The sequence below is a fragment of the Winslowiella sp. 2C04 genome, from assembly GCF_050037805.1.
Taxonomy (GTDB): Bacteria; Pseudomonadota; Gammaproteobacteria; order Enterobacterales; family Enterobacteriaceae; genus Erwinia; species Erwinia toletana_A.
Genome location: NZ_CP188300.1, coordinates 392615 through 408195, shown reverse-complemented (window position 1 = coordinate 408195; position 15581 = coordinate 392615). Strand labels below are relative to the sequence as shown.

Sequence of the window (15581 nt, the reverse complement as noted above, 5' to 3'; positions counted from 1 at the left end):
GCCAGTCTTTGGCTTTTGAGCAGGTTCTTCTTATTACTGCGTCATGTTTTTTCAGGGAAGGTAAAGGTAGATAGTAAGGATAACGGTGCCGCGATAAGTGGATAAGTAGCGACTAATGCCTGACAGAGACCATCAGGCGTTAGTCGCTTAATAACGCTAACTGGTCATTTTTCCATAAGCGTTAGCTGACGGGAGTTGTTCAAAGTCTTTGAACTTTATCGTCACTCCAGGATATTTGGCTGCATAGTTTGAGTCCCATTCGCTTTTAGTGAGGGCTTTATTACTGATTTTATCCGGCAGCGCTTTATGTGCCAGAATATCAAATACATATTCCTTTCCATCTTTGTTTGCCACAACAACCGAATGGTCAACAGAACTGTTATTGACTCCATCCTTGAATATTTTTACGCTCCGAAAACGAACATTTTCAAATTCTTCCTCCTTAAGCGTGTCGGCAAAAAATTGCTGATGAATTTCAGGAGTATAAATCGGGGACGACTTAGCAATTTTCGCAACGACGGTATTCGTCAAATGGCTAAAATAGCGCTGACTATCAATATCATCGTTAGGCTGAGGATCAGCGGCTGGTGGTATCAACAGTTGGGATATCGAAGTCGTTTCCTTAAAATCATGCGTTTTTATCACGATTCCAGAGTAGAAGTGTTGATTACTCTCATTATAGTTTTCCAGAGCATGAACCCCTCGATTTTGACCTGGTATTGATTTATTTTCTAATACATCGAATACATAGTCTTTTCCATAGTCCGTTGCAACCACGACAACATGTTGCTGCGGCTTTTTATCTTCCCCATCCAGATATATGTCAATGCGGCGGAAACGGATATTCTCAAATCTTTCTTCCTTAAGCGTATCGCCAGTAACGCGCAAGTAAAGTTCAGGACTATACGGTTTTGACGACTGACTTCCGGAAGAAACCACCTTGTTATGCAAATAGGCATAAAAAGCCTTGCTGTCAATGCCACTGCCCTGCAATGGTTCGGATTCTTTTAATTCTTGCGGCCAGCTTGCTGTTTTGGATGTGCTCTCTTCCATACCAGCCTGATTAACCCTGGCAGCATGAATATGTACTTGCTCTAACACGGCTTGTGGCAACGTTAATACAGTACCTGCACTGATATAATTAGGATTAGATATTTTTTTGGCGTTAGCATAATAGATTAGAGTACCTTTATCGGCTGTAACGCCCAAATCTTTGAAAACTGCATCGAGAGAAGATTCTTGCAAAAGTGTATATTGGTCACCTTCAACTCTACCCACTGAATTATCTGTTTTATCTGGCACGGGTTGTGGTAAAAGGACCTTCTTCGGAGCCGGTTCGCGCGAAGGTTTATATTGAACACCTTCACCCTTCTCCACGGCCTCCATCATAACTTGTTCTTCTAAGTACGAGCGGTAACTCTGCATTACATCTGCTGGAAGAGTCAGCTTCGTTTCAGCGGGAATGTTGTCAGGATCTGATATTACCCTTCTGTTCTCCTTGAATATCCCAAAAAACATCCTGGATGGAATCCCCAGTTCTTTACAGATAGTATCCTGATTGGTAGATTGTAAAACATGATAGACGTCACCTCTAACTTTACCTGTCACACCATTCTTTTTCGCCTCGATAAGATCCAGTATCGGCTCTGGAATAATCAATTTTATACCCGGGGGAATTTTTTGAGTATTTTTGATTAGCTTACGATTCGCATTTAATATCAAACCAAACTTCTCAGGCGGAATCTCCAAATCTTTACAGATGGACTCCTTACTGGCTGTTCGCAGAACATGATACTCGCTACCTTTAACCTTACCGGTCTCGCCTTTTAATTTTGCCTGATATACTTCCAGAACATTGTCTGGAATAATCAGCTCCGTTTCTGGACGAATGTTGAAAACATCGGTGAGTGACTCCATATTCGCTCTGTATATTAAATAAAAATCCTCATAGGTAATTCCTATATCTTTACAGATCGAGTCCTGGCTGGCAGGTTTCAAAACTTTATAAACGTTGCCAGTTAGCTGGCTCTCCTGACCTTCACTGGCCAGCAGGAAAGGATCCAGTACAACATCAGGAAGATTCAATTTTGTACCCGGCAGGATTTTATCCTCATTGTTTTCAATTATATCTGGATTGGCAGCAACTATCAGATGGAACTGAGCCACAGTAATATTCAAGTCTTTACAGACTGCCTCACGACTGGTTGTCCGGTAAACCACATACTTATTATCTTCAATTCGACCCGTAGCCCCTTTACAGTACAGCTGGTAAGCCTGCTGAATATTGTCTGAAAGAGTCAGCTCTGTACCTGCAGGAATCTTATTAGGATCGATGATTTTATCCGCATTATCAGTATAGATCAGACCAAACTGTCTCGAATCCAGCCCCAAACTTTTGGTAATAGCATTTGCGTTAGTCTCCTTATCAATTACATATTTACCATCTGTAACCTTCCCCGGTACATCTTTCGCATTTATTAAACCCAATCGTTCCTTCCTGAGCAGATTGGGCTCGATAATCAGCTTTGTCCCTGCTGGAATATTCATAGGGTCTTTGATGCTATTGTCGTACTGTAGCTTAGAAAACTCTGTCATTGTGATGCTTAAATCAGCACAAACAGAAAAGAGATCGGCAGGTTTCAACACTGTATAGGTATTATCTAACAGGATGCCTGTTGCCTTTGACTGAGCTGCAAGTTGGCTATTAATTTTTGTGAGCCCCGCATCTGGAATTTTCTTTCCGTTTGGTAGCTCTGCCTTTTCCACTTCATCCTGGTTGGTGCTGAAAGGTAAGTTGGAAGCGACGTTATTAGCCGCATGAAAACCAGCCACATTTATCTTACTGTCACGGATAAACTCTAACGTACGACCGTTAAACACCTTTTTGATACCCAGGGAATTCAATATCTGATTAACTTTCGGCGAAGCACATATTAACAGCCCGTCAACAATAAGACTTGCCGCGATATTCGCGGTCATAGAATCTAAGATCGCTTGCCTTTCTTCTGCGTTATCTTTAAAACCGTACTTAACGAGGTCTTTAACGCCTGTCGATGTGGTTGCAAAAAGCAACTGCGCTATGCATCCTCCTACAGTTGTCAAAGGAAGCCCGCCCAGAGCTATCCCCGCCACAGTACCACCGATAATAAAGCTGTAGTCGATAATATCATCAATTAAATATTCATTGCGAGTTTTGACCATACTATTAATATCGTCAATTGCACGTTGACATGTATTATAAAATGTTTGTTTAAAGGTATCCGTTGACAGAACAGTCTTTAGCGGTGAAAATATCTTATTTGAACCATCCAGCACATTATAACTAGGTGCAAATACGCTACTTCCCAGATGATTTGGGTTAACAAACCTGAACGCATACTCATTTCCTGGTTTTATTCTGTATGCATACTGATTATTTGCACTCATATGAGAAACGATCCATTTCTGGGTGTCGTAATCACTAAGCCCACCGGGAGTATTTTCAATGACTTTATAGGTACCCTGAATATCCCATGCCAGTATTTTATTCCCTACTGACACAGCAACAACCTCTGTTAGTGTTCCGGTTCGAAATTTCAGATGCTCAGCTTCTCTTTTCCCATAGATAAAAGCCTCAAGCTGTATCTTGAAATCCTTGAGATCAGGTTTTTTTGCTAACTCACTGGCTGAATGTTTAAAGTTGGCTTTGTAAAAATTTTCCATATCAGAAATTTTTTCTGGATCGCCCCTGACACTATCCATTTCACTTTCAAATTTCTTCAAAATATCGGCAGCCAGATCTCCCAATTTAGTACCATTTTCATATATCGCATGCTCATTAGACTTTTGAGTGGGGCCGAGAGCTGGTCCAGGAACTTTGAATTTATCATCACCCAATAATTTAAGTTCTTTGCCGAACTCTATATTAAAATCAGGTCTGTCTCTGACAAAGTTATGCGGTAATCGGTAACCGGTTATGTCGACTTTTCCCTGGGCGATATCGAGTAAAGAAAACTCTTCCTCTTCCCCTAACCATTTACTTTTAAGCGTTATTTTGCTGTCAACAGCATCTAAGCCGCCGCGTTCACTTTTTGGATAACGATTAATTATCTCCATAATATAATTTTCAGTGAATTTTCTGGGAAAAAGGCCTTCAGAATCTCTGACCTTACTTCCACGCATTACTGAATTCATAAAGTCTGTTGTTTCTGTTGCTACTCTATTTAAATCCAACTTACTACGTTTAATCTCGGTTTCCCGAAGATTGTTTCTTAACGTTTCAACATTTTCTATCGCGATATTTAATCTATTATAAGCATTTAGCCGTTCACCTCCGACTGACTTCTTGCCATTTAAATCATTAAATCCCTTATATGCCGCTTTATATTCCTCCACAGCTAATTCCACCTGATAAGGTGTAGTAATTTTTTCCTTTACCTTAAGAGGCTCGTTATCCTTAAAACGTTCAAAAAATCGAGTGATGAAGGAACGTTCTTTTCGGCTTTTTCCTGTCACTTCTTCTACCGGCGGGCTCTCATCTGTGGCCGCTACCGATGCCGCATCCGCCGCGTCCAGAGTAGCCTTACCCTGTTCAACTACCGATGATAAGCGGTCAATCTGTTGTTGAGCAGCAGTATTCGCAACCACAATCTCCTCAACAGCCGCAGCAACGGCTTCACCTGCCGCCGCCATTCTTAAAGCATTTATTTTGTTTTCGACGTAGGCGTCCTTTACGATGTCTATCCCTTCAGACAGCGGCCTGGACGCCGCGGCAAACGTGGCGTTATCCACCAGATCTTTCATCAGGTTATATGAAAATTTATCCGCACCGTCGCGCGCCAGGGAATAACCGGTCAGGGCCGCGCTCGCTAAAAATTTCCACATGTGCGGCAGCACAAAGTCAGCCACCTGCTTCGTCAGCTGAGTGAGGAAGCTTGCCCCCAGCACCGCCGCCTCTTTGGCCGGCGCCGGCTGCCCCGGCATCACCGCATGCTGCAGGCTGCTGTACGCCTGATAAAAGGTCAGCGGCAGCAGCGCCGCCTTCAGTATGCTCAGGTTCGGGATTAGATTGCGCGGCAGGCAGGACGTCAGCCGCTCGACCGTCATGTCCACGCTGGCGTAAACCAGCCTGCCCACCATGCTGCTGCGGCCCGCCTTCGCCAGGTACTCACCCGCCGTCGGGTATTTCGCCATCACTTCTTCGATCGTTGCGGGCGTCAGCAGCGTGCCATTGCCCGCCGCGACCACCGCCGCCATCACTCTGGCCAGCATCACCGTCCCGTCCGGGTCATCCTTTTTGCCGAAGTGCCCGGGTATTTCTTTATTGACCACCTCCCCGACCATCCTGTCGAACAGCCACGGCTTAAACCCGGGATCTGCCTGCATTGACGCCTTCATCTGCGCAAAATACTGCCCGAGGTGCAGGGCGATGCGCGCGTCCTTTGAGAACACGTCCACCGGTTTTCCGGTCGCCTTCTGCACCGCCCGGCCAAGCTCCAGTACCGAATCCTGCGCACGCAAACTGGCCTTCTGGCTGCTCACTATTTCCCGGTTGTACTCCTCCAGGCCGGCGCCCTCTGAGCCGGGGGCGGTATTCGCCATGTTGCCCACCGCCCCTTTCATTTTTTCCGCCGCCGCGCGGAAGTGGCGCTCGGCCCGGTCAATCTCGGCCTTGAACGTCCTGAGCTTCTTCACCTGCTTGTCATGCTGTTTATACCGCTCCGCGGTCTCCTTCAGCACCGCCCGCAGCTCTTCCGAGCAGCCTTCCACCTCATCGCGGGCGGCGGACAACGCCTCCGACTGCTGGTTAAACATCAGCTGCGCCTGCTCCCTCAGCTGTGCTTCACTTTTTTCCTTCTTTGCCGCGCCGCCGGGCGTAAGGCCGCCCGCCAGGTGCTGCCCGGCGGCGGCCAGTGCGCTCCCGGCGGCCGATCCCTCCGTAATTTCATCCATTAAGCCGGAGACCCCGTCCGGCGACTTGTCGTAAGCCAGGGTCGCCCTTGCCAGCGTCTCCGTCGCCGCGATCAGTTTTTCCGAGGCGTTCTGGTGCTTTTTCATCGCCACCAGCAGCGGATGATAGGCCGCCCGCACCTGGCTGTTTATTTTTTGCGTGACCGCATCCCCGGCCCCTTTTTCGAGCCTGGCTTCAAAAGAGAGGTGGGCATCCCCGACCCAGCGCGCGGCGTCCTGAACGGCGTGGTTAGCCTTGTTGATGTAGCTGGTCGTCAGTTTTGCGACGTGCCTGATGGCGGCCGGCAGCGTCATCCCCTGGTTTGCCGTGCTGCGTACCAAATCGCGGAAAAACGCCGGGCTTTTATGCCAGGCGTTCCCCATCGCTTTTTGCAGCGTTCCAACACTTTCGGCCGAAGTGGCTTTTTCCACCGCGCGGAAGGCTTTTTTAGACAGCTCTGCCAGCTGCCCCATGCGCGACCTGGCCGGCTGGATCGCCTGCTCCATCGTCTTCAGGTTTTCCCGCATCAGCTTCAGCTTTTTGTTAACCAGCCCGGCCTGGATCGCTACCGCCTTTGCTCCGCCAGCCCCTTCGGAAAGCGGCGACAGCCTGACCAGCTCCTCTGTGAATGCCTTTTCTGCCTGGTCGGTCGCCTTCGCCGCGTCGTGCAGCCCTTCCGCAACCGCCTTTATCAGCGCCGGGTCAGGGTCCGGCGCCTTTCCGGCCACCGGCGTTAACAGCTTGCTGGCCACCGGCAGAACCAGGGCGGCCTTCATCAGCGCGTCGGTCTGGGCGCGCAGCGCCTTTTTAAGGCTGGTCACGTCGGCCTGCACGTCCTTGTCTGCTGACGTTATCGCCAGCGTACTGGCTATCGCCTTGTGCAGTGCTTCAGCCACCTCCGTCACGGCCTCACTGCCGCTGCCATCCGGGGACTGCGCCTTCAGCGACTGGAGCAGGGTGCTGTCCAGTTCAAGGTGCAGAATTTTGCTGTTGTGCCCCTTACTGCGGAACTCGTCCAGCATCGGGTAGCTGTATTCCAGCTTGTCCGTAAGCAGCTGGCGCAGCTGATCGAGCTGAAACTGGGCCGCGTGGCAGCCCGGCGCCAGCAGGTCCTTCACGCTGGCGGGCGGCGCGCTGTCGGGCTGATTCGCGGCCATCACCAGGCCGGTCAGGTCCATAATTTCTTTGACAAATTTTTCATCTTTCAGCAAGTCCGACAGGAAGGCCGGAACGCCCTCCTCATGCTGCCAGCGCTCCCCGGCATCCATCACTATCTGCCCCAGCAGCTGTTTGGCCTGCGGACAGACTGAAATATCACCCATCACGCTTCTCACGAACGAATTATTTTCGGTCATTGCCTCCGCGGCAGCGGTATGGCTGGTTTGCCCGGCAGAAGTGGACGACGCAGATTGTAAAATTTTAGGCATGATGAGTTTATTCCGGTAATCAGCAGTGAATAATAATCCCGCGAAGTTACTGGTATCATTAAGGCCAGTCTTTAGCTTTTAGACCGGTTCTTCTTTTTACTGCGTCATGTTTTTTCAGGGAAGGTAAAGGTTAGTTGCGCCAGGAAAAGCCGGATAACCAGCGTGACGATGGCCTGAGTTTTATGGCGATTCACCTACCGATACAGGTGCTTTCTGAAAGCCGAAAAAGGGGGCAGTACTTTCCGCATCAGTTGGCTATAATAGCCGTCACTCGAGTGAAGACTATTGAAGGAATACCAGATGAGTTTGAACCATGTTCCCGCGGGTAAAGACCTGCCAGAAGATATCTATGTGGTTATCGAAATCCCGGCCAACGCGGATCCGATCAAATACGAAGTAGATAAAGAGTCTGGCGCACTGTTCGTTGACCGTTTTATGTCTACCGCCATGTTCTACCCGTGCAACTATGGTTACATCAACCACACGCTGTCGCTGGACGGTGATCCGGTTGACGTACTGGTGCCAACCCCTTATCCGCTGCAGCCGGGTTCTGTTATTCGTTGCCGTCCGGTTGGCGTGCTGAAAATGACTGATGAATCTGGTGAAGATGCGAAACTGGTTGCAGTTCCACACACCAAACTGTCGAAAGAGTACGATCACATCAAAGATGTGAACGACCTGCCAGAACTGCTGCGTGCGCAGATCACTCACTTCTTCGAGCAATACAAAGCGCTGGAAAAAGGGAAATGGGTGAAAGTGGAAGGTTGGGATAACGCTGAAGCGGCTAAAGCTGAGATTATCACGTCTTTCGAACGCGCTAAGAACAAGTAATCCCCTCTTAAATGATCAAGGCTGAACCGTATGAGGTTCAGCCTTTAATCACTGTTTGCGCCTGATGTTAATGCCCATGATAACGGCCCCACAATGCGCTAATCACTTCACTGGAAGCTGTACAGGCATTAAGTAACAGAGCAAGCTGCTGGTGCTGCTGCTCCTGACTCAGTAATAATTGCTGCCGCAGTTGCTGCTCACCAGTCTGCAATCGAGCCAGTAACTGATCACGCTCTATGCCCTGCGTATCACGTCTCAGTCGGTTTTCCAATGCGGTTAAACGGGCCATAAAACCTCCTCGGCATGGCTTAATGATTAAGGGGTAAAGAGACTAATCGCTCGCCCTGCATCAGGCTGATTGAAGAGCGGCTAAGTGCGTAAATCTTGTAACCATTAGGCAAAATGGCCCCCTGCTGCAAACGCATATTATTTGCCAGTTGCAGATAAACCGAATCTTTGTTGCCACCCACACTGATCACTGCGGCAGGCAGCAAATTGGCCGTCGCACCAGTTGGGATATTCTGAAAGCGTGACAGCAGCCGTGGCTCTCCTTCACGATTAAACTCGGCGGTTAACTGCGCCATTTTCGCCGCTTGCTGTGCATCCAACTGCCCATTGATCAATAACTCTTTGCCAATCACCCGCACGCTTATTCCTTCCAGCAAATTATGCTGCTTTAACTTCTCCAGCAGCCGCTGGAACAATTCGGCCTGATCGTTGATGACTTTCCAGTGTTTCAGGTATCTGACTTCCTGCAAGCGGCTACTGGCTCGTAACCACGCCGCATCCCCTTTGATGGCACCATGAATTTCCACGCTATCCGGCGTACTGCCGCTGGTTAAGTCGATATCGTAATAGCCATTTAATGCCAGTACCTGACGCACCTGCTGATGCAATGCATCAACGCCGAGACTTTGATCGTAAAAGTGCAGCCCGTGGTTACGCAGTTGCTCACGCAGTTGCGCAACGGCCTGCGAAGTCACACTCAGACCACTAAGATGCACAATGCCTTGATCATCGATACGCGCTTCCAGCCCGGCCAGTTTCGGGTTTTCCAACATTTTCGCCAGCCACTGCTGCGGGTTAAACGGCACGACCGGTTCTGGCGGATTGCGGCTGAAAGTCATTATTGCCACTATCACCAGCAGAGCAGCCAATACCAGCCCCCATGGCCAGACGCGGCTTTTCTGCTGTCGGGCGATCCCAGTCGGCTCAGCGCTGCTGCGCGGCGGCAATGTCAGAGACGGCAAACTGCTGCCTGCGGGGCCAATCACCAGGCCAAGACCTGCGAGATCAATCGCTTTACCCACAGGTAACGGCTGAGTGGTATCCCACGGCTTGCCGTCGACCCAGGCCGGTACCGCCGGGGCCAGCGTAATTCCTTCAGCCGCCACCGTCAGTACCGTGCTTGCTCCCAGCTCAAGCGGCAAAGCGATATCCGCATCACTGCCACCGAGGCGCGTCTCACCCGCCGGTAGATCCAGCTCCCGACCCATCAGTGGGCCGTTCAGCCATTTAATTTTAAATAAAAATTCCATACCGGCTCCGGGATCAGGACTGGGTTGAGGGTTCAGCCTTAATCAGAAACAGACGAACCGTACTGCGGGTGTTATTTTGCTTGGAACGGAACAAACTGCCCACGAGTGGAAGATCACCCAGTAACGGTATTTTGCTCACGCCTTCGCTGTTTTCATTCTGCACAAAGCCACCCAGTAACAGACTCTGACCCGCACGCAGCAGCGTCTGGGTAGAGACTTCAGAGCTCAGCGTCTGCGGTAGCGGTTCCTGGACACTGGTAGAGTCAATTTGTCGTCCATCCTGGATGACCAGTTTCAACATCATCTGCTTTTGACCATTTTCATCAATCAGGCGCGGCGTCACACGCAGCAAAGTGCCGGTTGAAATCGATTCCACCTTGGCAACGTTTTCCGCCAATAGCTTCGTGTGGAAAGTGATACTGCGATCCAGCACTGCCTGAGTGTTATCCAGCGTCACCACCGAGGGACGCGAGAGAATTTGCGCTTTAGCATTTTGCTGTAACGCATTGAGTCTAATCATAAAATTTGGCGTATTTGAGATGACGGATGAAAAGTTATTGGCATTCGCTTCGCCGTTACTGTTAAAGCTAATCCGCCCCCCACCGATTTTGGTCGACATCGCCCAGTCAATGCCTAACGAGCTGAGATCCTGGGCATTGACATCAATGATCAGCACCGCGATTTCAATCAATGCTGGCTTGCGGTCAAACTCCTTAATCAACTTCTCATACAGCGGCATGTTGATTTTTCGGTCACGCACAATCACCGCGTTTTGCTGAACATCGGCAGAAAACATCGGCAGAGATCGGTCTGAGGGTTGTTGTTGCCCCTGATTTTCCTGTAACGGCAGCGTTCGCCCCTGCGCCATCTCTTTCAGCATACTGACCGTACCGGGCACCACCACCTGCTGACCGCGATAGTTGTAATTACTGTCTGATGCACTGGCATATTTCAGCGGGAAGAAGCGAATAATTTCCTGATTTTGATCGTGATTCAGCTTCTGCTCGTCGATGCGCTTTGAGACGGTATCGACACGTTTAAGGCAAATCGGTACGCCTTCAACCTGTAAAGCATTCGACGCCGGCAGTTTACGCACCCGGCAATTACGCTTATCCAGAATGCCGCTGGTCGTAAGCTGGCGGGTCAATGTGTCTACGGTCAGATAAGTTGGCGTAATCAACATGCTGCTGACTTCTTGCGCCTTATAGATATAAATCGCCTGACCATCGTAGTACCACGCCAGTTTATGTTGGCGTGCCAAATGGTCCAGCGCCTCGGCAGGCGGCATATTTTGAATAACACCGATAAACGGCTCATCAACCTGCTTGCTTACCACCACCGGTACGCCATAGTTGGCACCGAAATCTTGCAGCACATCGATCAGTTTACTGCCGCGGCTGGACAGGAAAAACGGCGCGTTATCCTGCCATGGAATGGTAGCCATCACCTGAGTGCTGGCAAATAACAGCGCGAGACCACACGCCCAATGCATTTTGCGTTTCATCGCCATCCCTCTGCTGGATTAGTGTTCATCTCTGCTGCACCGTATCGGTTCAACCAGTCGCAAACCGCCAGCTGCTGGTTCAGCGCGGCTTCCCACTGAACGGTGGTTTGGGGATCTTTATGACGCCGGACCAGCATTAACCGGTTGGCTTCGAGTATCAGGCAATCGTTAATACAATCGCGAACGGCAGCAAACCACAGGCAAACACGCTGTAGCCAGTCAATTTCACTGATGATCAGGCCGGTATCCATAGCCACGCAGATGGCTTGCGGATAGCAAGCACACCAGGCCGGAGTATCGGCAATGTTCAGTACCAGCCGGTCGCTGCGAGATTCATTCACGCGGACCCACTCCAGTGCGGCAAGGGAGTTGGGGAGTTTCATAGGTTCTCGATTGCATTGGAAAAAGAGGCGCTATTGTGAAAATTTCGCGCAGAAATGGATATCAGGTGATGACCTGAATTGGTGAAGTGGCAGGGGTAGCGTGAAAAAGCGCTTAAATGATTTGTTGTTATCTTAGGGGTTTACTGGTGCATTTATAAGCACTGCAGGTTCAATGATTTGAAGCAGAATGGCTGATTATCTGATTTTTACGCGGGAAAGCTCCCAGGCATCTCAGGAAAGTTCTGTAAGAGGTTTTCATTATAATTTTCTGATTACCTAATTATAAAGCTATTGATTAATTTTATTATGATAATTTCACCAGAGATGTCGTCCGCCACGAAGCGGGTTGTATTGATCGAAGATCATTCATTAATAAGTGATGGAGTAAAACAGTTACTGTCGTCACTGCCGGGTTATCAGGTGGCGGGCGAAGTCACGGATGGTTTAGAAGCCTATGCTGCTTGCCAACGTCTGGCTCCGGATCTGGTGCTGATGGATTTAGGCTTGCCGGGAATGGACGGTATTGATGTCATCCACCAGCTTAAGCAACGCTGGCCGGAGCTGATTATTATGGTTCTGACCGCTAACAGTAACGAGCATCGTGCACGGGCGGCGCTTGAGGCTGGCGCTATCGCCTATATTCTGAAGAAAAGCTCACAGCAGACGCTGCTGGCAGCTTTGCAGGCTGTCAGAGCGGGACGAACCTTTCTTGATCCCTCGCTGGACCAGCAGCAAATTAGTGAAAAACCGAGTTTAGACGGTACGGTCAGCCTGACGGTGCGTGAGCGACAAATCCTTAAGCTGATTGCTCAGGCATTGCGTAATCGGGATATTGCCGAAAATCTGAAGATCACCATAAAAACCGTCGAAACCCATCGCCTCAACCTGATGCGCAAGCTAAATGCCCATAGTGCAGTTGCGCTGACCAACTGGGCGGTGCGCCTGGGTATTCACGATAACTAAGCCAGCGGCATCGCCTATTATGGGTTATTTAAGCGCTTCTGAGATCGGTTTTCTGAAGTAAAGGCGTTTTCACCGCCCCTGCCGAGGGTTAGCCCCCTGCAGACCACCCATCTCGCTAATTTGGTTTTGCATTATCACCATCAGATGTCACAGTTGAACCCGATGCCGCGCTTAATCGGTTAAGCAGCGTCCGTATCTGCTGAGCTGTTGGCCAGTTACCGTGACGAACCTCGGTTTCCAACTGTTCACTGGCGTTGAAAATGTCGTCAATACCGGCCAGCCCCGCGCAGCCTTTGAGCGCATGCAACAGCTCCAGCAAAGTATGTTGTTGCTGCTGCTGCCAGCTCTCATCAATCCGCTGAGCAAACACCTGTAAGGTGGTTCGCAGCTTATTTTGCATCTCAGCATCCTGTGTGGCATCAAATAATGGCCGTTGTAACAGCTCATTGGGCATCAACTCAATCTCTCTCGCCATCTGCATCACCACCACGTGCTCAATCGCCTGCAGCAATTTTTCCATGCGTAACGGCTTCGCAAGATAGCCATTCATCACACTCTTTTTAACCCGCTCACGCTCTACCGACAGTGTATTCGCGGTCAGCGCAATAATGGGCGTATCGTCATCAAGTATGCCGGACAGCGGATCGCGCCAGCGCTGGGCGGTTTCAAATCCATCCATTTCCGGCATACGCAAATCCATCAGCACCATGTCGTAAACGTTGAGCCGACCCGCCTCAAGCGCTTGCGCACCAGAAGCGACGCTATCTGGCTGATGGCCCAGAGCACGCAATATCTTGCTGACAATTTCGCGATTAGTCGTAATATCATCCACCACCAATACTTTAAGGGACCATGGGCAGATCGGCAGCGTGGCGCTGACATCTTCCTCATAAACCTTGCCATAAATCGCCGCCAGCTGGCGTTGCAGGCGACCAGGCAGATACACCAGGGTTGGTGACGAGAGCAGCGGTTGTTCGCCTTGCTGTGGCGTTATTCCCCATAGCTGTAGCTGCTGGTGCAGTTCAGGCGGAGCAGACAGCGTGCCGCTAAAACTCTCAAGGTTGGCACCCGGATGATTTATTGGCAGCAACAACGTGAAGCAGGAGCCTTTGCCAGGTTGACTGGTGACTTTGATCTCCCCTCCCATCAACTGGGCCAGCATCGCGGAGATGGTTAACCCCAGGCCATTGCCACCGCTGTGTTCACTGATCTGTACAAAGGGGCGAAAGATAGTTTGCAGATGCTCAGGTAAGATACCTTTCCCGCTGTCTTCCACGGAAATCATCAACAGATGGCCTTGCCGTTCTACCTGTAACCGAACATCGCCCTGTTCGGTGAATTTTATTGCGTTACCCAGCATATTGATCAAAATCTGTTTCACGCGAATACGGCTGATCTCAAGGCTTTCCGGCAGATTAGCAGCGACCAGACAAGAGAGCTTCAGCCCTTTCGCATTCGCGCTGACACATACCGTCATCATCACCCGATCCAGCAGTGGCAACAGTTCGGTTGGCTCATACGACAGTTGCAGCTGTCCGGCTTCGATATGATTGTAATCGAGTAAATTATTAATAATTGAGAGCAAGTAATCGGCAGAGGTGTGCGCCGTTTCGACTAAATCCTGCTGTTCAGCCGTCAATCTGGAACGCTGTAGCAGGCTAAGCGCACCCACCACACCGTTCATTGGCGTGCGTATTTCATGGCTGATGCTGGCCATATGAATGCTTTTGCTGCTACTCAGCTGTTCGGCACTGCGCCTGGCGTCATCCAGCGCCCGGGTGCGTTCGTGCACACGTTTTTCCAGCGTTTCATAGTGTGCTCTGATGACCACCAGCAACCGGTTATAGGCCCTGGCAATCCGCCCCAACTCATCATTACGTCCTTCGGTTAATGAATGCGCCCAGTCCATAAAGCGAAAGCGATCCACCACATCCACAAAACGTCGTAATGGGCGAATCACTTGATGAAGTAATACCCAGTAGATAATCGCCAACAGCGTCAACCATACCGCTGCGACTGGCGGCAGTGTCCACAGCTGCGATTCCAGCGCTCTTAACACGATTTGTTGCTGTGGATAGCGGGCGACTAATTGCCAGCCAGGTTCCTTCAGCGCTTTGCAAACGTAATTAAACCCCTGATAAAGCACCGTCGTATTTGACTGACAGCGAGAAAGTATCTCAACAGGAAATTCGTCAGCGGGAATGGCTTTCTCCTGCGAGCTCAACGGTAACAGTTGATTGTTGCCATCCAGCATGGCGAAAGCGATGTTGTCATTCAAATCGGGATTCAGCTCGGGCTTGCTCCAGACGGCCAGGTTGATACCCGATATCGCTTCACTGTCAGAAAGATGCTGCGTCATCGGCACATACAAGCGATCGCCGATGCTAAACGGCGTTCCCCAGACAATGCCGGTGCGGGAATGTTGTTGACTCAGGGCTAACAGCTCAGCGGCGCGCTGCTGCAAAAGGTGCTTATCGGCAGAGTCCGGGTGATAAATAATCATCCCCTGATGCGGCAGAATAAGGTAAATCGCTTCGCTGTTGCCCGCGTTACCGAACAGTTTTACCGCCTGCATCGCCTTATATAACTGCGGATTATCTGTCTGAATCCGCTCATCAGTAAATGGAATAAATAGCACGTCGCGGGCATTCAGATTAAGCGAGATCCCCTCCGGCAGTGCCCGCCACACCTCATGAAAGGTATTTAAACGATATTGCGCCTGAAAATAGTGGTTGCTCTGTTCGTTGACCAGCCCCCCGACTTCGGCCACCAGTTCATGACGCAATGTGGTTTGCCTATCGACATAGCGCGACCAGAATTGCACCGACTCCGTCACGATGCCAAACAGGGCAATAATACAGCCAACTATCAACATCAGTCGAAAAAGCAGCGAGTTAGCCCAAAGTTTACTCATGATTATTGCCACCCTCAGAAGGAGACTGACGCCTTCCGCTGGCGTGCTGTTCAGGTGTTTACCCGATAGCGATATGACCTGGTTTTTATGAT

8 protein-coding genes are annotated in these 15581 nt (G+C 50.0%); 2 read left to right on the top strand and 6 right to left on the bottom strand.

The window, feature by feature from the left end; genetic code table 11:
• Positions 1 to 156: 156 nt before the first annotated feature.
• The gene (locus ACP3TC_RS01885) at positions 157 to 7356 is read right to left on the bottom strand and encodes a hypothetical protein (protein ID WP_426817401.1); all 7200 of its coding nucleotides are present in this window, start codon (positions 7354 to 7356) and stop codon (positions 157 to 159) included.
• Positions 7357 to 7656: 300 nt separating this feature from the next.
• Here ACP3TC_RS01885 and ppa point away from each other — a divergent pair, with 300 nt between their 5' ends.
• Positions 7657 to 8187, top strand: coding sequence for an inorganic diphosphatase (ppa, locus tag ACP3TC_RS01880; RefSeq protein WP_313853940.1), 531 nt, complete (start codon positions 7657 to 7659; stop codon positions 8185 to 8187).
• A 67-nt stretch (positions 8188 to 8254) separates the two neighbouring features.
• Here ppa and ACP3TC_RS01875 read toward each other — a convergent pair whose 3' ends face one another.
• From ACP3TC_RS01875 to ACP3TC_RS01860, 4 genes are read right to left on the bottom strand one after another with little or no spacing between them, the layout of a single operon-like run.
• Entirely contained in the window at positions 8255 to 8476 is a 222-nt protein-coding gene (locus ACP3TC_RS01875) for an EscE/YscE/SsaE family type III secretion system needle protein co-chaperone (RefSeq protein WP_426817400.1), read from the bottom strand.
• Positions 8477 to 8495: 19 nt separating this feature from the next.
• Positions 8496 to 9725 (bottom strand): type III secretion system inner membrane ring subunit SctD, encoded by a 1230-nt coding sequence (sctD, locus tag ACP3TC_RS01870; RefSeq protein WP_426817399.1) that lies wholly within the window; start codon positions 9723 to 9725, stop codon positions 8496 to 8498.
• A 13-nt stretch (positions 9726 to 9738) separates the two neighbouring features.
• The gene (locus ACP3TC_RS01865; RefSeq protein WP_390902423.1) at positions 9739 to 11235 is read right to left on the bottom strand and encodes an EscC/YscC/HrcC family type III secretion system outer membrane ring protein; all 1497 of its coding nucleotides are present in this window, start codon (positions 11233 to 11235) and stop codon (positions 9739 to 9741) included.
• The gene (locus ACP3TC_RS01860) at positions 11226 to 11612 is read right to left on the bottom strand and encodes a hypothetical protein (protein ID WP_426817398.1); all 387 of its coding nucleotides are present in this window, start codon (positions 11610 to 11612) and stop codon (positions 11226 to 11228) included. Before ACP3TC_RS01860 ends, ACP3TC_RS01865 begins: the two co-directional genes overlap by 10 nt.
• Positions 11613 to 11918: 306 nt before the next feature.
• Here ACP3TC_RS01860 and ACP3TC_RS01855 point away from each other — a divergent pair, with 306 nt between their 5' ends.
• Positions 11919 to 12575: a two component system response regulator gene (locus tag ACP3TC_RS01855; RefSeq protein WP_426817397.1), complete on the top strand. Its 657-nt coding sequence runs from the start codon at positions 11919 to 11921 to the stop codon at positions 12573 to 12575.
• Between the two features lie 115 nt (positions 12576 to 12690).
• On the opposite strand, the gene ACP3TC_RS01850 is transcribed toward ACP3TC_RS01855, so the two are convergent.
• Positions 12691 to 15489 carry a two component system sensor kinase gene (locus ACP3TC_RS01850; protein WP_426817396.1) on the bottom strand — a complete coding sequence of 933 codons (2799 nt, stop codon included), beginning with the start codon at positions 15487 to 15489 and terminating at the stop codon, positions 12691 to 12693.
• Between the last annotated feature and the right edge of the window lie 92 nt (positions 15490 to 15581).

Excerpts from the sequence above, each read along its gene's own strand:
- ACP3TC_RS01875 (WP_426817400.1), bottom strand. The coding sequence starts at position 8,476 with ATGGCCCGTTTAACCGCATTGGAAAACCGACTGAGACGTGATACGCAG.
- ACP3TC_RS01885 (WP_426817401.1), bottom strand. The coding sequence starts at position 7,356 with ATGCCTAAAATTTTACAATCTGCGTCGTCCACTTCTGCCGGGCAAACC.
- sctD (WP_426817399.1), bottom strand. The coding sequence starts at position 9,725 with ATGGAATTTTTATTTAAAATTAAATGGCTGAACGGCCCACTGATGGGT.
- ACP3TC_RS01865 (WP_390902423.1), bottom strand. The coding sequence starts at position 11,235 with ATGGCGATGAAACGCAAAATGCATTGGGCGTGTGGTCTCGCGCTGTTA.
- ACP3TC_RS01855 (WP_426817397.1), top strand. The coding sequence starts at position 11,919 with ATGATAATTTCACCAGAGATGTCGTCCGCCACGAAGCGGGTTGTATTG.
- ACP3TC_RS01860 (WP_426817398.1), bottom strand. The coding sequence starts at position 11,612 with ATGAAACTCCCCAACTCCCTTGCCGCACTGGAGTGGGTCCGCGTGAAT.
- ppa (WP_313853940.1), top strand. The coding sequence starts at position 7,657 with ATGAGTTTGAACCATGTTCCCGCGGGTAAAGACCTGCCAGAAGATATC.
- ACP3TC_RS01850 (WP_426817396.1), bottom strand. The coding sequence starts at position 15,489 with ATGAGTAAACTTTGGGCTAACTCGCTGCTTTTTCGACTGATGTTGATA.